The organism is Chitinimonas violaceus (genome assembly GCF_052601015.1).
This window is the reverse complement of the sequence record NZ_JBQXDJ010000010.1, coordinates 63,800-85,727: the sequence shown is the minus strand read 5'-3', so window position 1 is coordinate 85,727 and position 21,928 is coordinate 63,800. Positions and strand designations below refer to the sequence as shown.

Below are 21,928 nucleotides of genomic sequence, written 5' to 3'. Positions count from 1 at the left end.
AGCACTACGCCCAGGCATTCTCGCCCGACTCAGGTCAAATCTTGTTGATGCTGCGCTCGATCAACGCCGGAATATCATCCAGGCTGACAACCGTGTCCGCCGCGCCCAGCCTTATCGCCTCTTTGGGCATGCCGAATACGATACAGCTCGCCTCATCCTGCGCGATGGTCGCAGCGCCCTGGTCATGCATTTCCTTCAAACCGCGGGCGCCATCGTCACCCATGCCCGTCATGATTACACCCAGTGCATTACGCCCTGCACATTTGGCGGTGGAGCGGAACAATACGTCCACAGAAGGCCGATGCCGGCTGACCAAGGGGCCATCGATCACTTCCACGTAATAGTGTGTAGGTGCCCGCTTAATCAACAGATGTTTTCCACCAGGTGCGATCAACGCCCTTCCCCGCATCATCCGATCGTTGTTTTCTGCTTCCTTCACTTCGATCTTGGAGAGGTTGTTAAGACGTTGGGCAAACGTCGCTGTGAACTTCTCAGGCATATGCTGAACAATCGCTAATGCAGGGCATGCCGGCGTCAGCCTGGGCAGCAACTGTTCTAGTGCCTGCACACCGCCGGTGGATATGCCCAATACCGCAATGCGCTCAGTCGCATTGATTACCTGGCCGGCAACAGGCGGCGGCATGATGGCGTCTGCAGTGAGCTTGGGAGACTGGATTTTTTCAGCAACAAACGAAGCGCTGGGTGCCTGCCTGGCAGAGGTATTAGGTGCTGGCTTGGGGGGGGCGCTGGGTGGTATCTGCTTGGCAGAGGTATTGGTACTGGTACTGGCAGTGGGCGCCCCATTTGGGACTGCAGCGGGTTTACTGGCCGTGGGACGCATGTGACGCATCTTGAATGAGGCAGCATAGGCAGTACGAACCGCCACCAGCAGATCAGCCGAACTGTCTTGCAGGAAATTCCGTACCCCAATCGATGGCTTGGTGATGATCCCCACTGCACCGAGTGAAAGCGCTTCCAACGTCACCTTGGCGCCCTTCTCCGTCAGGCTGGAACAAATCACCACCGGCGTGGGCCGCTCCGCCATCAATTGACGCAGAAAGGTCAGTCCATCCATACGCGGCATTTCGATGTCGAGGATGATCACATCAGGCCACTGGACCTTCATCTTTTCACGGGCAAACAGTGGGTCAGCCGCCGTGGCGATAACAACGATTTCCGAGTCCCGTCCGAGCTCCTCGGTAAGAACCTGGCGTACCACAGCGGAATCATCGACGATCATCACGTTAATAGGCATGACATTTCCCGCATGAACAGAATCCCCAAACGCACAAGAAACATGGCAGACCGTTTGCCGATCCTTCTACCTCCGTAGGAAGGTAACTAACCGTGAATGGGTTCTTAATGCTGTGGGCTGAAGCGAACCCACACATCCCCTGTCGCCACATCGAACACAATATGGCGATGCCCATTTCCGGCCAGATGCTCACTACTCACTCGAAACCCATGGTCTGCAAGCCACTTCTTGGCAAACTCGATATTTCTTTCTCCGACGGCCTGCACCTTCCCCGTCTCTGTAATCAACACCTGTCCACCGCCAAACATCTTCACCTGGTAGTCGGCGGGCAATGTACCGGTAGCATGAATATAGTGCATGGCCAGGAGGAAAGCCTCCTCGGCATAGCGCCCATCCAGGTTCTTGAGGTCCCGCAGATTACTCTTGGCCCGTTGTGGCAACAGGTAATGGCACATGCCACCAACCTTCTTGCCAGGATGCCACCACGTTACTGCCACACACGACCCCAGCAGCGTACGAATGCGCGTATCCCGGTCACCAAAATAGACCTCCCCAGGCTGAAGGAAGATGTCGATCTGAAAAGTCATTTTTTAAGGTAGATCGCCGGCAAGATGGACACCAGGCTGGGTGGTAACCCAATCAACGTTTCGGAATGCCCCACCACCAGCCACCCTCCAGGTTTGATCCGTTCCACCAGGCTATCAATAACCTGTCGCTTCATCGCCGCATCAAAATAGATGATGACGTTACGCAGGAAAATCACATCGAAGTAACCGATATCGGGAATCGCTTGGACCAGATTCAGCGTGCCAAAACTGACGCGTTTGCGCAGGTTCTTATCCACCAGAAAGGTACCCGAATATTCCCCGGTACCACGCAGGCAGAAACGCCTGAGCAGATCGGGAGGAATCAATTTACCTCGCTCCAACGGGTAAAGCCCTCGTTGCGCGCTGGCCAACATTCGGCTGGAGATATCTGTCGCCAGGATTTCCCAAGGGGCTCGTTCTCCCAATACATCGGCCAGCACCATGGCAATACTGTAGCTTTCATCCCCACTGGCACAGGCTGCGCTCCAGGCACGAAAGGGTACCTCCTTACGCGTGGGCAGCAATTGATTACGCAGGGCCTCGAAGTGCTTAGGCTCACGAAAGAAATAAGTTTCGTTGGTAGTGATCAGGTCAATGGCAATCTGCCGTTCTACAAGATCTCCCCCATCATCAATCAGGCGGAAATACTCGCCGAAACTCGACAGTTTACGTTCACGCAGGCGTTTGGCCAGCCGGCCCGACAGCATCGCTTTCTTGATAGGTACGAGATGGATACCAATCAGACGTTCAATCAATACCTGATAACGCAGGAACTCTGCGTCGCTCATCTGCAACAGCCCCCCGAGCGGGATGGATACATCGCGGCCGGTCAGCGTAGGAGCGATCACCAACTCAGCTCTCCAGTTCCTGACCTGATTGGCCCTTTACACCTGCCAACTCAGCCATTTCGTCAATCGACAGCACATGTTCCAATGCCAAGACGATCACAAACCGTCCTTCTATTTTGCCCATGCCGCGGATGAACTCTGCACGCAGTTGCGCGCCAAAGGCTGGAGGAGGTTCGATATCTTCCGGGCGTAGTTCCAACACCTCTTCTACTGAGTCGACAATCACGCCCAGGTCGTGCCAATCATCTGCGTATTCGGCCTCGACGATCACGATGCAACTGCGCCTGCCCACCTCGGTTTCGGTACGTCCAAAACGAACCGCCAGATCAATGACAGGCACTACGGCGCCACGTAGATTGATTACACCACGCAAGAATCGCGGCATCAACGGTACTTCTGTCAGGCCGCCGTATTCGATGATCTCCTTGATATGGACGATTTCCAGCGCATAAATCTCACCACCGAGCCGGAAAGTCAGGTACTGAGGCTGCTCGATAGGCTCGGGCTGGACGTTGGTGCTGCGGCGAAGGGGCATCAAGGTCTGGCTCATGGCGATCCTGGCTTAGAATCGAACGAACTGGGATTCATCTACCGGCGTGGCGCGTTGCCCCAATGCAGTTGATGGGGCTGAAAGCGACCTGGCAGACGTGTGAGCTGGGGGAGTTTCATTCGCAACCAGCGCCTTCTGCTTGGCGGGCATCATCGATATTGGTTGCACCCTGCCCTCATGTAGCTGCAAACCCGCCAAAATCGACTGAAGGCGTCGGGCATTGTTGTGCAGCTCCTCCGCCGAAGACGACAATTGTTCCGCCGATGCCGCATTGGACTGCGTAGCATGCCCCAGCTGGATAATGGCGTTATTGACCTGCACAATGCCTTCGCTCTGCTCACGGCCAGAAGCGCTGATCTCACCCACGAGTTCGGCAGTGCGTCGGATTTCCGGCAATACCCCATCCAGCAGACTGCCAGCGCGTGCGGCAAGTGCGTCAGATTCCGCGGCAAGCGCACCAATCTCCGCCGCTGCAGCTTGGCTACGTTCTGCCAGTTTGCGTACTTCCTGCGCCACTACGGCAAAACCCTTGCCGTGCTGCCCAGCCCGTGCAGCCTCAATGGCGGCGTTCAGTGCCAACAGATTGGTCTGGTATGCAATATCGTCAATCACACCAATCTTGCGGGCAATCTGGCGCATGGCATGTACCGACGCCGCAACTGCCTGGCCACCTTCGCTGGCTACCGCTGCGGCACGGCCGGCCAACCCATCTGTCTCTACGGCATGCTGCGCGCTGTGCGCTACCGATGCACTGATTTCTTCAAGCGAAATCCCTGTCTGCTCAACGCCCGAAGCCTGTTCGCTGGCCGTGCGCGACAGCGCCACCGCGGCAGATTCCACCTGGGCCGAGACACGCACATTCACCTCGGCAAAATCACGCACCTCGCGGATGATATTCGTCAGCTGCCGATTCATCTCGGACAAAGCTGCCATCACACTCTTCTCATCCCCTCGCTTTATAACAATGTCGCCACGGAAATCACCATCCGCAACCTGTCGTGCAAGGCGTACCGCTTCTTCCGGTTCACCACCGATCAGCCGGGTGATGTAACGGGCAACGAAATAACCCAGCAGTACCGCCAGTACAAAACCGCCCAAGGTAAGAAGGCGGTTGTAATAACGGACATCGACAGCCAAGGCACTGGCACTTTGCATTCCGGTGTGCGCAGCCCGCTGGTTCAACACAATCTCCCGGTTCAGCATATCAACAAGCGGCGCAAACTCTTTGTCTGCACGATTACGTATCGGCGCTGCAGCTTCGCCTTGTGGCTGCTTCTGCAACTCATCGATCGCCTTGAGATAGTTGGCCCAACGACGTCCAATCTCTTCACGTAATTCAGCCTGCGCATTGGTGGCTTTTTCCGACCTGTAGCTATCAAACACTCGGTCTGCTTTGTCGTACGCAGCCTGCACCTTTGCCTGTAACACCACCTTTGCCGATTCATCGGTAGAGTGCGTCAACTCCCACACCGCCAACCGATGTTGCAACAGTTGGGTACGAACCTGGATCAACACCGCCGCAGTTCCCAGGTAATGCTCATTGCTACTCCGAAAACGCGCCGCGACTGTATCTACACCGCTTACCGTGCTCAGGCCAATCAATAGCAGCAACAAGGCCATCAGATTGAAGGCCAATAGCAGTCTCTTGAACAACGACAGCCGGGTCAGCCACTTCATGGTGTGCTCCCCTCCCAAACGCCGAGGCGTTTTGCTTCCTGCAAGCTATTGCTCACAACACGACGCCGTTCGTCACTCGATGCCCGCAGAATCAGATCGGGTACATCCAATATCAATGCCACTGCACCACTGCCCAATATAGTCGAGCCCGCAAGTCCTTTGACGTCACGGAACAGATGGCCAAGCGGCTTGATAACTGCTTGCAGCTCTCCCTCCAACCGATCAACAACCAGTCCCGCCCGCTGACTGCCGTATTGCACGACAATCACCGCCTGACGTGCAGGTGGCGTGCCCGAAACTTCAAACAACCGCCGCAACGGCAGGAAAGGCAATACCTCTCCGCGCAGGCTCAGATAATTCCGATTGCTCGCCAACACCTCCGCAGGCAAATCCAGGCACTCCAAGACCATATCCAATGGAATCACAAAGGTGCTGGTACCCACAGCCACCTGGAACCCATCAATAATGGCCAGGGTAAGCGGCATACGTAGTCGAATGACAGAACCCTCACCCGGCACCGACTCCATCTCGATATTGCCCTTCATTGCTTCGATATTGCGTTTGACGACATCCATGCCAACGCCACGGCCGGACAGATTGGTAATCGTTTCCGCAGTGGAAAAACCGGGCGCAAAAACCAGCTGCAGCAAGGCTTGGTCATTCAGATGTTCGTCAGCGCCAATCAAGCCTCGTTCAATCCCTCGGGCACGAATACGGGCGCGGTCCATACCACCACCGTCATCCCCCACTTCGATAACGACGCTGCCTGACTCATGGTAGGCATTCAGCCAGACCGTACCGCTATCGGGCTTGCCACGGCTACGACGTACCGCCGTGGTTTCGATACCATGATCCATGGCGTTACGTACCAAGTGCACTAGGGGGTCGCTGAGTTTGTCGACCATCGATTTATCGAGCTCGGTCTCCTCTCCTGCCAGTTCGAGCTGAATCTCCTTACCCAATTCCCGTGCGGTGTCACGCACCACACGCGGAAAACGACTGAAAATCTCACCCACGGGCACCATACGCAAGCTTAAGGCTTCGTCACGAATCCGCTCCACCAGCTCACCCAAGGAGCCCAGACTCTCCAGCAAGACCGGGTTGCCCGCCTGTTTGGCCGACAATAGTGAAGCTGCCCCCGCTATCACCAACTCGCCTACCAAGTCGATCAAGGCATCGAGTCGAGAAGCATCGACGCGTACCACACGGTGTTCACGGGTCTTGTGCGCAACATGTTCGCGTTGCTTATCCAATACGGCTTCCACCGCCGTCGGATGGGCCAGACGCTCTTCGACCAGCAATTCGCCCAATTGCTTAGGCGTACCGCTTTCTGCCTGCATACGCTGGAGAATGAGCACTTCCTCCAGCTCGGTCGGCGTCAGCGCACCGCCTTGGACCAGTGTTTCACCGAGCAATGCCCCTTCGGGCATTTCCTTGATCAGACGGATGAAATCATCGAGATGTGCATGAGGGGGCAGAATACGGACTTTGCTGTCTTCACGGACAAACTCGAAGACATTCTCGATCATCAACTTGTCGACAGCAGGCCCGGCAGCGAACTGAATCTCAAAGCCCAGATAGCAGCTCTCCGGCTCCATCTCATCCGCCTCGGGCAGATTGTCATACAGTGTGGTGATGTAGACGATACGCCCCAGGACTGTGAGGTAGCGCAGGAAGGATATCGGGTCCATCCCATTACGCAGCACATCCGTACCAAAGCGCAACGAGATATGCCAATAATCCGAGGCCGCCACATGGTCGCCGTCGGCTTCGATTTTGACTGTTCTCCCCGGCTGGATATCAGGCAACGGAACAGGTGAAGGCGAGGGCAATGGGGTGGGTGATGATGCAGACTTGTGCCCACCATAATCAGCCAACCTCGCTTCAAGCTCATGTGCAACCGGCGCCGGCTTGGACTGCCTTTCCGCATCAACCATGGCGGCAATATGGTCACGACAAGCAAAAAGCAGCTCAAGCAGCTCGGACGTAATATCGAGCTCACCAGCACGAAGACGATCCAGCAGGCTCTCACACTGGTGGGTAAAGCCAACAATGGCTGTCATTTCAAACAGCCCGGCCGATCCTTTGATGGTATGGGCGGCACGGAACATGGCATTCAGATGCTCCGCCCGTTCGTGTGGTGGGGCCGCCTCCACCGCCAATAACGCGGTTTCCATCGCGTCCAGCAGCTCGTCGGATTCCTCGTAGAAAACCAGCCTGACTGCATCCAGGTTCATGGCCGCCCTTCCCCGGACAGCACAACCGGGTCGCCAAACACGCCACCCATGTTGTAGAGGTCGAGTACGGCCAACACTGCCTTGGAATGCCCATGAAATACCAGAGGCTTATCCTGCCGTGCAGCTTCCCGCTTTAATAGCAACAGGATTTGTATCCCGGCGGTATCGAGTTCAGACACACCAGACAAGTCGATGTCCAAACCATTCGCCTCGTTCAATGCGGCAAGAAGGTGATCTTTATTCTGGCGTGCCTCGTAGATCGTGAAGTCTCCCTCCAAATTCAATGTGCGGCACGCATCGCGGGAATTGGAGGACATAGACATGCTCAGTGCTCAAGGCTGAATCAGCTTGGCAACCGCCCGTAACATCTGGTCGGGCCGGAAAGGTTTGACCACCCAGGCTTTTGCGCCGGCCATCTGGCCCTCAACCTTCTTATCCTCTTGTGCCTCGGTGGTGAGCATGATGATGGGGGTAAAACGATACTCCTGAAGCTGTTTGACAGCGCGCACAAAGGCGATGCCATCCATATTTGGCATATTCACATCGGAAATAATCAGGTGAATACGGCGGCCATCGAGCTGCGCCAGTCCCTCGCGGCCATCTCCGGCTTCCACAACGTTATAACCCGCCTGCGTCAACGCCAAATTGACCACTTGGCGCAAACTGGGCGAATCATCGACGATCAGGATCGTTTTCTTATGCTCTGCAGCGGCCATAGCACAAACCTTCCCTGGACTATTCCTTTCATTGTAGTGCACGCTAATGAAAGGCTGCCAAGCAGCTTTATGGGAAGGGCGGTACAGCGGAACGAGCCGATAGCCGGTTCATCCGCCTTCAGTCAGGCGTAGGCGTGGGAATAGGCGCTGCCGGCTGAGCTTCAACCTGGGGAGCTGGGTCAACCGGTAGTTTTGGATGTACAGGATGAGGAGGCTTAGGCCGGGCATGGGGCTCGACACCACCACACTTAAGCAGAGATTCGCGCTTGCGTTCGAGGCGATGGCGAAGACTTTCCGCTTCGGCTTCTGTCAGATCGCCATGCGCCAGGGCTTCACGGATACGTGCCTCCCTATGCTGAAAACGCAGCTCAATCGCTTCTTTTTCCTTCACTGAAAGCTGTGACGGCTCAGGCGTTGCAGCCCGGCCAATCGGCAGGGCAAGCAAGAAGGCAAGTGGGACAAACAAACGTTTCATAATCAAATAGCAACTAGGCTTGGACCATTCCAGCATACGCCCGTGGGCGTATCTCTGGCGTCCACAATTGTAAACGCCCTTGCCGGCAAGGCCAGCCAGCAATGCTTATTTACAGTTCGAACTCCTTCCAACAAAACAAGGCGCTACACTCTTCGTCATGAATACCGCTGCTATTCCGCCCAAGAAAATCCTGCTGATCGATGATGACCCCCGCTTACGCGAACTCGTACAGCGCTATCTGAACGAGCAAGGTTTTACGGTCGAAGCCTTTGCGGATGCCAGCAAGCTGGAAGGTCGTCTGCAACGCAACCGCCCCCAGCTGTTGCTGCTCGACCTGATGATGCCGGGAGAAGACGGTTTGTCGATCTGCCGCCGTTTACGCGCTGTGGGCGACAATATTCCGATCATCATGCTGACCGCCCGCGGTGACGATATCGACCGCATCATCGGCTTGGAAATGGGCGCGGATGACTATCTGCCCAAACCCTTCAACCCACGCGAACTCCTGGCGCGCATCAATGCTGTGCTACGCCGGCATAAGGAGCCTTCAGCCCTGGCTGCACCGCTGACAGAAGGCGAACATTTCGATTTCGGCCCTTTTCGCTTGGAAATCAGCAACCGGAAGCTGATGCGCAATAATGAGCCCATCCCCCTGACCAATGCCGAATTCGCGCTGTTGCGCGTCTTCGCCAGCCACCCACGGCAACCGTTAAGCCGAGAAAGGCTGATGGAACTGGCCCGTGGCCGCGAACACGAAGCGTTCGACCGCAGTATCGATGTGCAGGTCTCCCGCCTTCGCAAACTGATCGAAAACAGCGCATCCGAGCAACGTTACTTGCAAACAGTGTGGGGCTTTGGTTACGTTTTCGTCCCCGATGGTGGCGAACGCTGAATTGAACCTTATGCAGTTGAGCAATCTGATGCCACGTACCATCTTCTGGCGCCTCACCTGGTTAACCGCCAGCGCACTCATCATCAGCCTCACCTTTGTCGTTGCCTTGTCGGACTACAACAAGCAACAGATGATTGCGCGGCAGATGAGCGAGCAGATCGTCGAGTTGCTGGCCGACCTGGAAGACCAGCTCGACGGTATGAGTCCCAAAGAGCAAGCCGAGTGGATCAGCCTGAACCATAAGCCCTATGCACCACATCTGGTGGCTATTGATAGCCCTGATGCACCCTCTGCCACGGCACCACGTCGTTCGCAAATCATCGCCATCTCCGAAGCGTTGCAGAACAAGCTTGCACGCGTGGGCGAAGTGCGCGAAATCCGTCAGCCCAAGAAGCAACTCTGGATACAGGTAGATATGCTGGGTCAAGCTTATTGGCTGGTTATCCCTTTTGGGCGCTTTCAGTCCGACCCCACATGGACGCTCGCGGGTGCGGCCGCCATATTCGCCATCATTGCGCTCAGCGTAGCGGGTATCTTCGCTTGGCGGTTGAATCGCCCATTGCGTGAGCTCGGTATCGCTGCGGGCAAGCTGGGCCGGGGAGAACGCCCCCAACCACTACCGGAAACCGGTCCTTTGGAAGTGCAGGAACTCTCCGCAAGTTTCAATCGCATGCTGTCCGACCTGGATACAGCAGAGGCCGAAAGAACGGTGATGCTGGCCGGGATATCCCACGACCTGCGCACACCACTGGCTCGGCTGCGACTAGGCGTGGAAATGATGAACGACGCCAGCCTGCAGGATGGCATGCGCGAAGACGTGGACGACATCGAACGTATTCTCAGCCAGTTCATCGACTTTGCACGCGGCCTGGGAAACGAACAGGCGCAGGCTTGCGACCCCGCTGAAATCGCCCGCGGCGTCGTCGCCCGCTTTGCCCGTACGGGCCTGGAAGTCGAACTGCAGCTGGCAGATCACCTGCCACTGGCCAACCTGCACCCACTCGCGCTCACAAGGGCGCTGGCTAATCTATTGGACAACGCGCATCGCTATGGCGCATCGCCACTCAGCCTGTCAGTACACTTTCAGGCAAACGTCTTGCACTTCAAAGTCATCGACAACGGCCCGGGCATCCCGGCAGACCAGATCGTCAATGCACTCAAACCCTTCCACCGCCTCGACAAAGCCCGCCGTGCAGATGGCGGCAGCGGGTTAGGTCTGGCCATCGTGGAACGGATTGCCCGTCTACATGGCGGCAAACTTCAGCTGATAAACCGTCCGGAAGGTGGGTTGCAAGCCAGTTTGATACTACCGCTGCCCAATCAGTCTTAGAACCCGTTCAAGATCTGTTGCGAGCAGCTGTCAGCAGGGCGCAGAGCAGCGCAGAAACCGGAATGTACTTGGGTACATGAGGATTTTGAGCAGCACATAAGCCCTGATCACAGCTGCACAGCAAGATCTTGAACAGGTTCTTAGGGGAATTGAACTCTCTGTAGAAACCAGACTCCCAAAGGTCTCACCCAACAAAGGATTCTGAAATGAGTAGTTTGTGTGCTTTTATTTTGCATGCCTATACAAGACCGGAAAAATCCGACGAATTCGAAGCGCTATTCAAGGAGTACGTAGCACCTAGCCGAGCTGAAGCAGGTTGTATCGAGTACCACATGTTGCGTGACCAGCAAGATCCGACGTTGTTTCTCTTCTATGAAGTCTGGAAATCACAAGCCGATCTGGACCAACACTTAGCTTTGCCTCATATGCAGCGCTTTTTCGAGCAGCGCATGGATTATCTGACGCGCGACTTTGATATCCGCCCGGTCACCATGGTCAGCCCGTCGTCAGCCAAACGTTAATTTCCAAGTGTGCTGGACGTTCTATCTAAGAACCTGTCTATAGTCTCGCGAGCTAGAGCAAGACAAGGCGGAAACAGCTGAGGAAACGGAGTTTACGAATGGTAAATGAGCATTCCGAGGATGTTTTCAACGCCGTATCGCTGACGCACAGCAGACTTTAGACAGGTTCTAATAAAGGTGGGTTAAAACGGGACCATATGTTGTTAATGTGGCCCCAGTTATTATTCAACCACCTTCACCGAAGTCACATAGTACAAAGTCTCGCCAAAGCAATCGGTCGGCACACCCACATGCTGGCTATAAGTCAGCGATACTTTCTTGCCCAGGCTGGCGTTGATATCTGCAACCACCTTGTCGTCGTGCACGGTAAACGGGAATTTCTCCGACAACGTACCGGGGATATTGATCATGGCCAACTCACCCTCCCAGGTCTTGCATAGCCAGCCCTTCTTGGACAGCTTTTGCACATACCCTGCCCGCTCGCCTTCCGCATAGCTCCAGTTCAGCACCACCCACAGGTACGCCGCACAAATCAACACGATCAGAAACAACGAGCCCAGTAACCAACGGCCCCAGCGAATCTTGGCAAGCGGGTTTTGCATGCAATTCCTCTAGATTTCTTTACGTAAATATTTTTCAGCCAGCCTTATCAGGCACCGCAGATCAAGCGGCTTCCAGTAACTTCTTCAAATAACCACCGGTATGGCTGGCTGGGTTGGCCGCAATATCCTCGGGGGTACCCGTCGCCAGAATCTGTCCGCCGCCCGCACCACCTTCCGGTCCCAGGTCCACACACCAGTCCGCCGTCTTGATCACATCAAGATTGTGCTCAATCACCACCACCGTATTGCCGTGTTCGCGCAAACGATGCAGCACTTTCAACAGCAGGTCGATGTCATGGAAATGCAGGCCTGTCGTCGGCTCATCAAGAATATAGAGCGTTCGACCCGTATCGCGCTTGGAAAGCTCCAGCGCCAGCTTCACCCGTTGTGCTTCGCCACCTGACAAGGTCGTAGCGCTCTGCCCCAGGCGAATATAGCTCAAGCCAACATCCATCAGGGTTTGCAACTTGCGGGCAATACTAGGCACGGCATCAAAGAATTCGCGTGCATGCTCCACCGTCATTTCCAGCACTTCGGTAATGTTTTTGCCCTTGTACTGGACTTCCAGCGTTTCACGGTTATAGCGCTTGCCGTGGCACACATCGCAGGGCACATACACATCCGGCAGGAAATGCATTTCCACCTTGATGACGCCATCACCCTGGCAGGCCTCGCAACGCCCACCTTTTACGTTAAACGAGAAACGCCCAGGGCCATAACCACGTTCCCGCGCCATGGGCACACCAGCATACAAATCACGAATCGGTGTAAACAAACCGGTATACGTGGCTGGGTTGGAGCGCGGTGTACGGCCGATAGGGCTTTGATCAACGTTGATAACCTTGTCGAACTGCTCCAGCCCGATGATCTCGTCGTGGGGTGCAGGTTCGGTATTGCTGCCGTAAATCGTGCGTGCTGCCGCTGCATAGAGTGTGTCGTTGATCAGCGTGGACTTACCCGAACCCGACACCCCGGTCACACAGACCAGCATACCCAGCGGCAAGGCCAGATTCACGCCTTTCAGGTTATTGCCACGCGCACCCTTTACACTCAACCAGCGCTCCGGGTCGGGTTGCTGGCGCTTGGCCGGCACTTCGATCTTGCGTACGCCGGCCAGAAACTGGCCAGTTACCGAGGCTGGATTGGCCATCACCTCGCCCGGCGTGCCCATGGCCAATATCTCTCCGCCGTGTTCACCTGCACCCGGCCCCATATCCACCACGAAATCCGCAGCGCGGATAGCATCCTCATCGTGTTCAACCACGATCACGCTGTTACCCAGATCGCGCAGGTGCATCAATGTACCGAGCAGCCTGTCGTTATCACGCTGATGCAATCCGATTGACGGTTCATCCAATACATACATAACACCGGTCAACCCGGAACCGATCTGCGATGCCAGACGAATCCGCTGGGCTTCTCCCCCGGACAACGTATCGGCGGAACGGTCCAGGCTCAGGTAATCAAGCCCCACGTTCACCAGGAAACCCAGCCTGTCGCTGATTTCCTTAACGATCTTCTCGGCGATCTGCGCCTTATTGCCTGCCAAGGTCAGTTCTGCGAAGAATTTGCTCGAATCCCGCAGGGCAAGCTGGCTGACCTCGAAGATATTCCGCTCCGCAATCAACACATGGCGCGCCTCCAGGCGCAACCGAGCTCCGTGGCAGCTTGGGCAGGGTTGGTTGTTCAGGTATTTCGCGAGCTCCTCGCGCACCGCAGTCGAATCAGTCTCGCGATAGCGCCGTTCCAGGTTTTGCAGAATACCCTCGAATGCATGTACGCGTTCGAACTTGGTGCCACGCTCATTCAAATAGACAAAAGCAATCTCATCCTTACCCGACCCGTTCAATACCACCTGCTTCACTTCGTCAGTCAGGTCATCAAAAGCAGTATCGACGCTGAAGCCGTAGTGCTCGGCCAAGCTGACCAGCATCTGGAAGTAGAACTGGTTGCGCTTGTCCCAACCTTTGATGGCGCCGGCAGCCAAGGACAGATGCGGAAAAGCCACCACCCGCTTGGCATCGAAGAACTGAATGGCCCCCAGGCCATCGCACTTCGGGCAAGCTCCCATCGGGTTGTTAAACGAAAACAACCGGGGTTCCAGCTCGGGCAAGGAATAGGAACAGACAGGGCATGCAAACTTGGCCGAGAACCAATGTTCCTTATTGGTATCCATTTCGAGGGCAATCGCACGGCCATCGGCATGGCGCAAGGCTGTCTCGAAGCTCTCGGCGATACGCTGCTTCAAATCAGCACGTACTTTGAAGCGATCGACCACCACATCAATCGTGTGTTTCTTGTTCTTATCGAGCTTAGGAATCGCGTCGATTTCGTAAACTTCGCCATCCACCCGTACCCGCACAAACCCCTGCGCGCGCAGCTCATCGAACAGATCGAGGTTCTCGCCTTTCTTACCCATGATGACCGGAGCAAGAATCATCAGCTTGGTGTCTTCCGGCAGCGCCAGCACATGGTCAACCATCTGGCTTACCGTCTGGGATTCCAACGGTTGATGGTGATCCGGGCAATAGGGCGTCCCGACCCGGGCATATAAAAGCCGCAGGTAGTCGTGGATTTCCGTCACCGTACCCACTGTCGAGCGGGGATTATGGCTGGTAGCCTTCTGCTCGATCGAAATCGCTGGCGACAACCCTTCGATCAGATCCACATCGGGCTTTTCCATCAGTTGCAAGAACTGGCGCGCATAAGCTGAAAGGCTTTCCACATAGCGGCGCTGGCCTTCGGCATACAGCGTATCGAAAGCCAGGGACGACTTGCCCGAACCACTCAAGCCAGTGATGACAACAAGCTGATGGCGTGGCAAATCCAGGCTGATGTTCTTCAGATTATGCGTACGTGCGCCGCGGATACGGATCTGATTGTTCGGGTCTACGGGACGATAGCTCATGGCAGCTCGGGTACGTGAATGCAACCGGTGAGTTTACCGGAGTTCATTCGCGCAGACATCGCCGAAATCTATCTGGCAAGCTGCATGGCGGACCCGTTTCCTGATCCTACTGGAACCCTCCTGAGAACCTGTCTAAAAGTCTCGCGAGCTAAAGCAATACAACATTGAGCCAGCCCCCTGGAACCTGATCACACTTTCACTGCTCAGCAGTGATCGGAGCTTATGTGCTGCTCGAAAGATAAAAGTATGAAAAAAATATATTGCCGCGTGCTATCAGGTTGGCATATTCCACACCCCCTCCAACCACCCAGATCGGGACACTTGCGTTATTGACCGAAGTCAATTGGGGTCGCTAGCATGGGTTCATACCATCGATTTAAAGCGATGTGTATTTCAGCACAAGCAGCGCAATGGGTTGTGATGCGCAATTTTTGATAAATGCCCAAGCAAGCTTGATGGGCTAAATACAAACTCCCCGACCTCCCACTTCTTTGCGTAAGTGAAATACGCATGTTCAAGCAATTCAGAAAGGATTGGATATAGAGGATGAGCCTGGATAACCTGACCAGAAAACAGCACGAAATTCTAAAGCTGAGTGCTACGGGACTCAATTCACCCCAAATGGCAAAGCAATTAGGCTGCAGCCATAAGACCGTGCGAAATCAATTGAGCATGATTTATGCAAAATTAGGCGTGAGCAATCGCGTACAGGCCGTTGTTCTTTATTCAATGAATACATATAGGGACAGCTAACCTATTCACAAATTTTTTTCTTTGTTTAGAATTAATTCGCCGCCTCCCTCAATAAACAGCAAGCGGCGAATTTTTCTAAATACTCAGAAAGAAACTTATGCAAGAACTCAATACACAGGAAATCAAATCTGTGAGTGGTGGTGTAGCTCCTTTTCTGATTTTCACTATGGTGCTTGGCGGTCTATTTGCCATAGGAACAACAGCCACTTTGGTTATTCCACATAAATAGAATACCAAAGAGAAGTCAATCTCTCCCTGAGCCGCTATTTTTCAGCATTACCCAAAACAGGAGAAGACAATGCAAACACTCGACACGCAAGAAATCGAAGTCGTGAGCGGCGGTATTGGTCCATTAATGCTTGTCGCTATTTTATTTTCCGGCTCATTTGCAGCCACAACAGCCGCCGTAGTGGCTATTAAAGAAAAGTAAAGTTTGGCTGTGAGAGCTGATTCACGACTTTGCCATATCGTTGTGAAGCGGTTCCAAAATAATGCAGGCTATTTCACTGGCCATGTAAATGGTATTGCATTACTCATTGCCATGCTTGACTTGCATCACCCCCCAGCAGCACCACACAATAAAAGGAAAAATGATGGAAGAGCTCAACAAAAAAGAAGTCGAAGTTGTTAGTGGCGGTGCACCATTTGCTCTTATCGGTGGCGTAATAGCAGCTTTGGTTTATGGTTCTCTCGCCATTACTGTCGCTGTGAAACAGTAACAAACCAGGTTAATTTGATTTGGCATAGCAAATTCAGCCATCTCATTGGTTTATGTACCTCGAACTTCCACACCCCGCCTCAAAAAGGAGATTGACCATGCAAGAACTCAACACGCAAGAAGCCCAAGCCGTTAACGGTGGTGCAGGTCCAGCCGTTTTACCTGTCGTTCCAATCTTTGGCCTCATCATTGGTGCATATTTGATCACAACATCAATCATCAAAGCTACCAAGGGCAAGTAATTATGGTATCGGGTGCGGCACATTAATATTTTATCTACTCACCCGATATATCGCAGCACTACACCAAAAAAGGAGAAGACAATGCAAGAAATCAATAAAAAAGAAGCAGAGCAAGTTGCTGGTGGCGGTTTAGGTGCTTTTGCAGCAATATTCGGTTTAATCGCTTTCTATATTACCGGTTCTATCGTTAAGAACCAGGGTCGTTAAGTAACTTGGCGCAAGATAAAAGCAATTGCTTCAGCCCCTTGCATTTGTCTTGCGCCAGTCAAACTCCACCACATCTTAAAATAAAATATATTTTATCTCGCTTAACGTAGCAATTTGTCGCCTTAAGTCTTTCTCAAAACTCTTCCTCGCCAGCATTTCCGTCTCCTCCTCTTCTATTTGACAATCCCGAACTCAAACTTCTGTACTGCAATTTAACGCCATGCAGTGCAAAATATTGTCCTCTCTCCTTCAGGCATTGAAATTTGCTACACCAGCGGTAGCACGACAGTATAACCAAAAGACTGGCAAACTAGGACAGATGTCACCGAAAAATTCCACAAAAAGCAGACTATTGCCTCAACGAATCAATTTCCCGGGAATTTTCAAAGAATCGCCAAGCCCAATGTTCGCGACATTTGCAGACTTTATATAAATTGATTACAAATCGTTCCTTACTCTGATGACTAATTCATTGTTCCGCCAAGAAGTATTGTCCAAACCTGCCGAGGCAGGGCAAAGCCTTGTTCTCGATAACGCCGGGATGCGCACTATCCTGTTGGGTGTTTCGCTGCTTCTGGCAATGCTGGTTGGCTTATCGCTCTTTACCCATTACACACGGCGGGCAAGTGCGCCCGGTCTGCTCACGCCGCCCCAAGGCACCGTCAAGGTGTTTGCCTTACGCAATGGCACAGTGGCTGAGCTTAAAGTCGCCGAAGGCACGCAAGTCGTTGCGGGTCAGGTGCTTGCTGTCATGCGTAGCGAACGCAGCCTGGAGCAAGGTCTGCTTGGGGAAATTGAACGCCAACAGCAGACGGTGCAAGGCAGCATGGGCCGCGCAAGCAGCAGGGCGCAGGCTGAATTGCAGCGCTTGTCCGAACGTGATGCAGCATTGGTACGGGAAATTGACCAGCTTCAGTCACTACAGGCAGTGCAAGCCCAACGGCTGCAGATTGCCGAACAGAAACGCGAAGCAATGCAGCAGATGCTTGGCAAAGGCTTTATCTCCGCCAACGGCTTTCGTGACCACGAAGAAGCTGTCTTGACCCAGTTGCAACAAGCCAAGGAACTGGAACGGCAACGAGCGAGCCGTGAAGCCGACCGCGAGCAGTTGAAACAGGAACTGACCCGCGCACGGCTGGCGGCAATGGACGAACATGCACAGCTGACATCGACCCAGTCCGACCTCAAACAAAAGTCGCTGGAAATGGCAGAACGGCAGGAGTCTGAGATACGCGCCCCGGTAGCTGGACGTGTAGCAGCCCTGCAAGCAGTGGTCGGCCAGGTAGCCAATACCAATCAACCTCTACTTGCCCTGGTGCCCGACGGAGTTGATCTCGAAGCAGAATTATTGGTGCCCTCACGCGCTATCGGCTTTATTCAGGCGGGCCAAGCAGTGCGGCTGCAAGTAGCGGCCTTTCCCTATCAGCGCTATGGACTGCAACCCGGCGTCGTACGGACGGTATCAGAAACCGTGTTGGCCCCAAATGAGCTCAATCTGCCTATTTCGATTCAAGAACCGGTCTACCGGGTGAAAGTGGCATTGAACAGCCAACAAGTTACCGCCTTCGGCCAACAACATCCTTTGCGGCCGGGCATGGCGGTATCGGCCGATATCGTGATCGATCGCCGACCAGTATGGCAGTGGCTGTTCGAACCGCTAATTGCCGTTAAAGGAAGAATGTTTGATTAACACTGTCTACGAACTTACTGCGCAGCTGTGATCAGGGTTTATGTACGTCCCCGAAAGTACATTCCAGTTTCTGCACTGCGCTTCGCACTGCTGACAGCTGCTCGCGACAGATCATAAACAGACCTCTAGTACTTGCGTCTCTGCCTTATCCCAATACTGCACACCTCGACTGCCCGACTCGTCATCATGTCTTCAGCATCCCTCCCCACACTCAAGCTTCTGAACAGCCAACGCGTCCCACTTATCTTGCAAACCGAAGTGGCCGAATGCGGATTGGCCTGCCTCGCAATGGTGGCAGGTTTTCATGGTTTCGAAACCGACCTGAACAGCCTGCGACGACGCTTTCCTGTCTCCACCAAAGGCGTGACGCTGGCCGCGCTGATGCGTATTGCCGATCGCATGAATATGGCAGGCCGGGCGCTCAAGCTTGATATGAGCCATCTGACGGAGTTGCAGACCCCCTGCGTACTACATTGGGACATGAATCACTTCGTCGTCCTGGTCAGCGCCAACGCCAAGACCATCGTCATCCACGACCCGGCCTTTGGCGAAAAACAGCTGACCATAGCCGAAGCCGGTAAGCATTTCACCGGGGTGGCGCTCGAATTACGCCCAACGGAGGCATTCGAGCGTAAAGAGGAAGTCCAGAAACTGAATCTGCTTGATTTTGCACGCGGGGTCGTTGGCTTGAAACCCAGCCTGCTACAGATCTTGTTTATTTCTCTGGCTTTACAGGTGTTCGCGATCCTCACCCCGTTCTACCAACAGCTGGTGGTCGATGAGGTGTTGGCCAGCTTCGATGTCGACCTACTGATAGTCCTGGCGATCGGGTTTGGCATGCTGATGCTGATATCGGCTGGCACTACATTCCTGCGCTCATGGTTGATTCTGCGACTGGGTAATCTCTTCAGCTTTCAGATGTCGGTACGGCTGGCGCGCCATCTGTTCCGCCTACCCTTAAGCTGGTTTGAAAAGCGCCATATTGGCGACGTGGTATCGCGTTTCGGCTCCCTGCAGGAAGTACAGCGCCAACTCACCAGCGGGCTTGTAGGAGCAGTGGTGGATGGCCTGATGGCCTTGATCACAGCCGCCATGATGTTCGTCTACTCACCCAAGCTCGCAGCGGTCGTACTGGTATCGGTATTGCTCTATGGCTTGATCCGCTGGGCTACCTATGGTGCGAGCCGACGCCTTGCCGAGCAGCTGATCGTGGCCGATGCGAAAGAAAACAGCCACTTCATGGAAACGATACGCGCCATGCCGTCGGTGCGGGTATTCGGCCATGAACCCGAACGGCTGCAAGGCTGGCAACATAAACTGGCAGACCAGTTCAATGCGGGCATCCAGGTAGGCAAGTTCAATCTTGCCTTCACCACCGCCAATGAAGTGCTGTTCGGCCTGCAAAACATACTGGTGATCTACCTCGGCGCAAAACTCGCCATGGAGAACGTTTTCTCAGTCGGGATGCTGTTCGCCTTTCTGAGCTACAAGACGCAGTTCTCCGACCGGGCCGCAGCGCTGATCAACCAGTGGATTAGCCTGCGCATGTTGGACCTGCACCTCGCACGCCTTGCCGATATCGCGCTGACCGAGACCGAGGCTGACCTTGACGGCCAGATGGTGGAAACACCCTTGGCAGGCGGGCTTAGCGCACAGAACCTGGGCTTTCGTTATTCAGAATCCGAGCCTTGGGTATTCCGCGGTTTAAGCTTCAACGTCAATGCCGGGGAATCTGTTGCCATCATCGGCCCTTCCGGCTGTGGCAAAACCACGCTGGTGAAAATGCTGATGGGGCTGGTAGCGCAGGAAGAAGGTGAGGTGAAAGCCGATGGGTACGATATCCGCACCATGGGCTTGGGGCATTACCGCAGCCAGATCGCTGCTGTCCTGCAGGACGACCAGTTGTTGTCCGGTTCGCTGATCGACAATATCTCCTTCTTCAACCCGCAGCCAGACCTGGAACGCGTCATGGCCTGCGCACATACGGCGGGTGTACATGAAGAAGTCATGGCCATGCCCATGAATTACCAGACACTGGTTGGCGACATGGGGTCCAGCCTGTCGGGAGGACAAAAGCAGCGCATCCTGCTGGCGCGGGCGCTATATCGCCAACCCAAGATACTGTTCCTCGATGAAGCGACCAGCCACCTGGACGTGGCATTGGAATTGCGCGTCAACGAGGCTATCAAGCACCTCAATATCACCCGCATCATCATCGCCCATCGGCTGGAGACCATACGCTCGGCAGACCGGGTAATCGACCTGTTCGCCATGAAGCAGAATGCAACGGCAAACCCGCTGGCGACGCAACAAGAGGTATTGCAACCAGCCTGAAAAATGTCACTTCATCAGCAAAGGAGCTTATTTCGGCTTGTAAGTCTGGAATATCTTGGCCAGCTCGCCGCTCTTGCTTAACTTCTCCATAGCTGACCGAAGCTTTTCATTCACGCCGGGCGTGGCGCGCCTTGAAACCACGAAAAAGCGCTCAGTCCCCTCCGCTTCAAATCGTACGGGCAGAATTTTGATCTTGCCGCTGAAGTGGTCGCGCTTGATTTCGTCCGCCAGGGCAAAGTCATTGTGAAACACAAAGCGCCCACGCCCGGCAATCAGTTTATTCAGGTTGGTAGAGGTGTCTTTTGCCCCGGCATCTACCTTGATGCCCTTGTGGGCCGCGAGTATGTCGACATGCACTGTTCCGGTTACCGCCAATACGATGCCGTCGTCCCCGAGCTTGACCAAGTCATCGAAACTCTTGATCTCGATCTTGTCATCGGCCCTCGCTGCCAACACGCTATATGTGCTGTATATGGGCGTCTCGACGAAATCCAACGCGGCTTTGCGTTTGTCGGTCTTCGCCAAACCACAGAATGCATCGAGTTTCCCTTCCTCCAACCATGCCTCGATACGCGGCAGTGGCATAAAATCGTGTAGTTCACTGAACTTCAATTCAGGGTCCACACGCTCTATCGCCTTGAAAGACATCGACACACAGCCCGCTGATGGTCTCCCCTTCCTTGACGAACTTCGGTTGGCTATCCTGCGCCGGTGTACGAACTTCCAGCGCAGACGCGGTAACCGGATATTTCGCAGCCATTAAACCAGCGAGTAGTACTGACACAGCGTGTTTCATATCGCCTACTTGTCCAGAAGAGTTAATCCGCAAAGAATGAGCCGTAACACCGGAACGATAGAATTGAGTACAGGATAGGACGAATCGCTATGCGCCCACCTATTAGATTCAAACAAAGGAATTCGATTTATTTATGAGCCTGACACTTAAACCCATCACCCGAGAAAACTTTGAGGCAGTCACCGACCTGCGACTGTTGGACCATCAAAAAGACTATCTGGCCAGCAATACCTACTCGATTGCACAGGCCAGTTTCTATCCTCACTACAAGACCAGAGCGATCTATGCCGCGGAAGCACTGATCGGCTTCCTGATGTATGTGTCACTCAAAGAAGAGGGCAGCCCTGGCGAATACGGTATCTGGCGATACATGATTGATGCACGCCATCAAGGCAAAGGCTATGGCCGTGGGGCATTGCAGCTGGCCATCGACGAAATTCGAAGCATCGGCGATGCAGAGCGCATCACAACCTGTTACTTACCTGAAAATCCTCTAACGAAGGATTTCTACGCCAGCTTTGGTTTCATCGAAACGGGCATCGACGAAGACGGTGAAATGAATGCCGAACTAAGGCTGTAGCGTTGCAACG

General features: G+C 54.2%; 24 protein-coding genes. 12 read left to right on the top strand and 12 right to left on the bottom strand.

The window, feature by feature from the left end:
* Positions 1-34: 34 nt before the first annotated feature.
* The 9 genes from ACUHMQ_RS05560 to ACUHMQ_RS05520 all read right to left on the bottom strand — a co-directional run bounded on the left by ACUHMQ_RS05560 (position 35) and on the right by ACUHMQ_RS05520 (position 8,345).
* The gene (locus ACUHMQ_RS05560; RefSeq protein WP_445294455.1) at positions 35-1,255 is read right to left on the bottom strand and encodes a protein-glutamate methylesterase/protein-glutamine glutaminase; all 1,221 of its coding nucleotides are present in this window, start codon (positions 1,253-1,255) and stop codon (positions 35-37) included.
* A 104-nt stretch (positions 1,256-1,359) separates the two neighbouring features.
* Positions 1,360-1,842 carry a chemotaxis protein CheD gene (locus ACUHMQ_RS05555; RefSeq protein ID WP_445294454.1) on the bottom strand — a complete coding sequence of 161 codons (483 nt, stop codon included), beginning with the start codon at positions 1,840-1,842 and terminating at the stop codon, positions 1,360-1,362.
* Positions 1,839-2,690: a CheR family methyltransferase gene (locus ACUHMQ_RS05550; protein ID WP_445294467.1), complete on the bottom strand. Its 852-nt coding sequence runs from the start codon at positions 2,688-2,690 to the stop codon at positions 1,839-1,841. The genes ACUHMQ_RS05555 and ACUHMQ_RS05550 overlap by 4 nt, the downstream gene beginning before the upstream one ends.
* Before the next feature lie 4 nt (positions 2,691-2,694).
* A complete protein-coding gene (locus tag ACUHMQ_RS05545) occupies positions 2,695-3,240 on the bottom strand; it encodes a chemotaxis protein CheW (RefSeq protein ID WP_445294453.1) in 546 nt (181 codons plus the stop codon).
* A gap of 12 nt (positions 3,241-3,252) precedes the next feature.
* A complete protein-coding gene (locus ACUHMQ_RS05540; protein WP_445294452.1) occupies positions 3,253-4,917 on the bottom strand; it encodes a methyl-accepting chemotaxis protein in 1,665 nt (554 codons plus the stop codon).
* Positions 4,914-7,154, bottom strand: coding sequence for a chemotaxis protein CheA (locus tag ACUHMQ_RS05535; RefSeq protein ID WP_445294451.1), 2,241 nt, complete (start codon positions 7,152-7,154; stop codon positions 4,914-4,916). The genes ACUHMQ_RS05540 and ACUHMQ_RS05535 overlap by 4 nt, the downstream gene beginning before the upstream one ends.
* A complete protein-coding gene (locus ACUHMQ_RS05530; protein ID WP_445294450.1) occupies positions 7,151-7,471 on the bottom strand; it encodes an STAS domain-containing protein in 321 nt (106 codons plus the stop codon). Before ACUHMQ_RS05530 ends, ACUHMQ_RS05535 begins: the two co-directional genes overlap by 4 nt.
* Before the next feature lie 15 nt (positions 7,472-7,486).
* On the bottom strand, positions 7,487-7,870 hold the full coding sequence (locus ACUHMQ_RS05525; protein WP_445294449.1) for a response regulator: 384 nt from the start codon (positions 7,868-7,870) through the stop codon (positions 7,487-7,489).
* A 118-nt stretch (positions 7,871-7,988) separates the two neighbouring features.
* Complete coding sequence (locus ACUHMQ_RS05520; RefSeq protein WP_445294448.1) at positions 7,989-8,345, bottom strand: hypothetical protein; 357 nt, start codon at positions 8,343-8,345, stop codon at positions 7,989-7,991.
* A 157-nt stretch (positions 8,346-8,502) separates the two neighbouring features.
* Here ACUHMQ_RS05520 and ompR point away from each other — a divergent pair, with 157 nt between their 5' ends.
* From ompR to ACUHMQ_RS05505, 3 genes are all read left to right on the top strand, one after another.
* On the top strand, positions 8,503-9,237 hold the full coding sequence (ompR, locus tag ACUHMQ_RS05515; RefSeq protein ID WP_445294447.1) for an osmolarity response regulator transcription factor OmpR: 735 nt from the start codon (positions 8,503-8,505) through the stop codon (positions 9,235-9,237).
* A 28-nt stretch (positions 9,238-9,265) separates the two neighbouring features.
* On the top strand, positions 9,266-10,567 hold the full coding sequence (locus ACUHMQ_RS05510) for an ATP-binding protein (protein ID WP_445294446.1): 1,302 nt from the start codon (positions 9,266-9,268) through the stop codon (positions 10,565-10,567).
* Positions 10,568-10,773: 206 nt separating this feature from the next.
* A complete protein-coding gene (locus ACUHMQ_RS05505; RefSeq protein WP_445294445.1) occupies positions 10,774-11,088 on the top strand; it encodes a putative quinol monooxygenase in 315 nt (104 codons plus the stop codon).
* 221 nt (positions 11,089-11,309) lie between these two features.
* Here the strand turns inward: ACUHMQ_RS05505 and ACUHMQ_RS05500 are convergent, their stop codons facing one another.
* On the bottom strand, positions 11,310-11,690 hold the full coding sequence (locus ACUHMQ_RS05500) for a DUF8785 domain-containing protein (RefSeq protein WP_445294444.1): 381 nt from the start codon (positions 11,688-11,690) through the stop codon (positions 11,310-11,312).
* Between the two features lie 61 nt (positions 11,691-11,751).
* Positions 11,752-14,598, bottom strand: coding sequence for an excinuclease ABC subunit UvrA (gene uvrA / locus ACUHMQ_RS05495; protein WP_445294443.1), 2,847 nt, complete (start codon positions 14,596-14,598; stop codon positions 11,752-11,754).
* 546 nt (positions 14,599-15,144) lie between these two features.
* Between uvrA and ACUHMQ_RS05490 the strand changes: the two genes are divergently transcribed.
* The 8 genes from ACUHMQ_RS05490 to ACUHMQ_RS05455 all read left to right on the top strand — a co-directional run bounded on the left by ACUHMQ_RS05490 (position 15,145) and on the right by ACUHMQ_RS05455 (position 20,542).
* A complete protein-coding gene (locus ACUHMQ_RS05490) occupies positions 15,145-15,351 on the top strand; it encodes a response regulator transcription factor (protein WP_445294442.1) in 207 nt (68 codons plus the stop codon).
* Positions 15,352-15,448: 97 nt separating this feature from the next.
* Complete coding sequence (locus ACUHMQ_RS05485) at positions 15,449-15,580, top strand: class IIb bacteriocin, lactobin A/cerein 7B family (protein WP_445294441.1); 132 nt, start codon at positions 15,449-15,451, stop codon at positions 15,578-15,580.
* A gap of 69 nt (positions 15,581-15,649) precedes the next feature.
* Entirely contained in the window at positions 15,650-15,781 is a 132-nt protein-coding gene (locus tag ACUHMQ_RS05480) for a class IIb bacteriocin, lactobin A/cerein 7B family (protein ID WP_445294440.1), read from the top strand.
* An 88-nt stretch (positions 15,782-15,869) separates the two neighbouring features.
* The gene (locus ACUHMQ_RS05475) at positions 15,870-16,070 is read left to right on the top strand and encodes a hypothetical protein (RefSeq protein WP_445294439.1); all 201 of its coding nucleotides are present in this window, start codon (positions 15,870-15,872) and stop codon (positions 16,068-16,070) included.
* 97 nt (positions 16,071-16,167) lie between these two features.
* Positions 16,168-16,311 (top strand): class IIb bacteriocin, lactobin A/cerein 7B family, encoded by a 144-nt coding sequence (locus ACUHMQ_RS05470; RefSeq protein WP_445294438.1) that lies wholly within the window; start codon positions 16,168-16,170, stop codon positions 16,309-16,311.
* 81 nt (positions 16,312-16,392) lie between these two features.
* Positions 16,393-16,518 (top strand): hypothetical protein, encoded by a 126-nt coding sequence (locus tag ACUHMQ_RS05465; protein ID WP_445294437.1) that lies wholly within the window; start codon positions 16,393-16,395, stop codon positions 16,516-16,518.
* A 460-nt stretch (positions 16,519-16,978) separates the two neighbouring features.
* A complete protein-coding gene (locus tag ACUHMQ_RS05460; protein WP_445294436.1) occupies positions 16,979-18,208 on the top strand; it encodes an HlyD family secretion protein in 1,230 nt (409 codons plus the stop codon).
* 186 nt (positions 18,209-18,394) lie between these two features.
* A complete protein-coding gene (locus ACUHMQ_RS05455) occupies positions 18,395-20,542 on the top strand; it encodes a peptidase domain-containing ABC transporter (RefSeq protein WP_445294435.1) in 2,148 nt (715 codons plus the stop codon).
* A gap of 27 nt (positions 20,543-20,569) precedes the next feature.
* On the opposite strand, the gene ACUHMQ_RS05450 is transcribed toward ACUHMQ_RS05455, so the two are convergent.
* On the bottom strand, positions 20,570-21,190 hold the full coding sequence (locus ACUHMQ_RS05450) for a substrate-binding periplasmic protein (protein WP_445294466.1): 621 nt from the start codon (positions 21,188-21,190) through the stop codon (positions 20,570-20,572).
* Between the two features lie 281 nt (positions 21,191-21,471).
* On the opposite strand from ACUHMQ_RS05450, the gene ACUHMQ_RS05445 reads away from it, so the two are divergent.
* A complete protein-coding gene (locus ACUHMQ_RS05445; RefSeq protein WP_445294434.1) occupies positions 21,472-21,918 on the top strand; it encodes a GNAT family N-acetyltransferase in 447 nt (148 codons plus the stop codon).
* The last annotated feature ends 10 nt before the right edge of the window (positions 21,919-21,928 follow it).

Excerpts from the sequence above, each read along its gene's own strand:
- ACUHMQ_RS05560 (WP_445294455.1), bottom strand. The coding sequence starts at position 1,255 with ATGCCTATTAACGTGATGATCGTCGATGATTCCGCTGTGGTACGCCAG.
- ACUHMQ_RS05555 (WP_445294454.1), bottom strand. The coding sequence starts at position 1,842 with ATGACTTTTCAGATCGACATCTTCCTTCAGCCTGGGGAGGTCTATTTT.
- ACUHMQ_RS05545 (WP_445294453.1), bottom strand. The coding sequence starts at position 3,240 with ATGAGCCAGACCTTGATGCCCCTTCGCCGCAGCACCAACGTCCAGCCC.
- ACUHMQ_RS05540 (WP_445294452.1), bottom strand. The coding sequence starts at position 4,917 with ATGAAGTGGCTGACCCGGCTGTCGTTGTTCAAGAGACTGCTATTGGCC.
- ACUHMQ_RS05535 (WP_445294451.1), bottom strand. The coding sequence starts at position 7,154 with ATGAACCTGGATGCAGTCAGGCTGGTTTTCTACGAGGAATCCGACGAG.
- ACUHMQ_RS05530 (WP_445294450.1), bottom strand. The coding sequence starts at position 7,471 with ATGTCCTCCAATTCCCGCGATGCGTGCCGCACATTGAATTTGGAGGGA.
- ACUHMQ_RS05525 (WP_445294449.1), bottom strand. The coding sequence starts at position 7,870 with ATGGCCGCTGCAGAGCATAAGAAAACGATCCTGATCGTCGATGATTCG.
- ACUHMQ_RS05520 (WP_445294448.1), bottom strand. The coding sequence starts at position 8,345 with ATGAAACGTTTGTTTGTCCCACTTGCCTTCTTGCTTGCCCTGCCGATT.
- ompR (WP_445294447.1), top strand. The coding sequence starts at position 8,503 with ATGAATACCGCTGCTATTCCGCCCAAGAAAATCCTGCTGATCGATGAT.
- ACUHMQ_RS05510 (WP_445294446.1), top strand. The coding sequence starts at position 9,266 with ATGCCACGTACCATCTTCTGGCGCCTCACCTGGTTAACCGCCAGCGCA.
- ACUHMQ_RS05505 (WP_445294445.1), top strand. The coding sequence starts at position 10,774 with ATGAGTAGTTTGTGTGCTTTTATTTTGCATGCCTATACAAGACCGGAA.
- ACUHMQ_RS05500 (WP_445294444.1), bottom strand. The coding sequence starts at position 11,690 with ATGCAAAACCCGCTTGCCAAGATTCGCTGGGGCCGTTGGTTACTGGGC.
- uvrA (WP_445294443.1), bottom strand. The coding sequence starts at position 14,598 with ATGAGCTATCGTCCCGTAGACCCGAACAATCAGATCCGTATCCGCGGC.
- ACUHMQ_RS05490 (WP_445294442.1), top strand. The coding sequence starts at position 15,145 with ATGAGCCTGGATAACCTGACCAGAAAACAGCACGAAATTCTAAAGCTG.
- ACUHMQ_RS05485 (WP_445294441.1), top strand. The coding sequence starts at position 15,449 with ATGCAAGAACTCAATACACAGGAAATCAAATCTGTGAGTGGTGGTGTA.
- ACUHMQ_RS05480 (WP_445294440.1), top strand. The coding sequence starts at position 15,650 with ATGCAAACACTCGACACGCAAGAAATCGAAGTCGTGAGCGGCGGTATT.
- ACUHMQ_RS05475 (WP_445294439.1), top strand. The coding sequence starts at position 15,870 with ATGGTATTGCATTACTCATTGCCATGCTTGACTTGCATCACCCCCCAG.
- ACUHMQ_RS05470 (WP_445294438.1), top strand. The coding sequence starts at position 16,168 with ATGCAAGAACTCAACACGCAAGAAGCCCAAGCCGTTAACGGTGGTGCA.
- ACUHMQ_RS05465 (WP_445294437.1), top strand. The coding sequence starts at position 16,393 with ATGCAAGAAATCAATAAAAAAGAAGCAGAGCAAGTTGCTGGTGGCGGT.
- ACUHMQ_RS05460 (WP_445294436.1), top strand. The coding sequence starts at position 16,979 with ATGACTAATTCATTGTTCCGCCAAGAAGTATTGTCCAAACCTGCCGAG.
- ACUHMQ_RS05455 (WP_445294435.1), top strand. The coding sequence starts at position 18,395 with ATGTCTTCAGCATCCCTCCCCACACTCAAGCTTCTGAACAGCCAACGC.
- ACUHMQ_RS05450 (WP_445294466.1), bottom strand. The coding sequence starts at position 21,190 with ATGTCTTTCAAGGCGATAGAGCGTGTGGACCCTGAATTGAAGTTCAGT.
- ACUHMQ_RS05445 (WP_445294434.1), top strand. The coding sequence starts at position 21,472 with ATGAGCCTGACACTTAAACCCATCACCCGAGAAAACTTTGAGGCAGTC.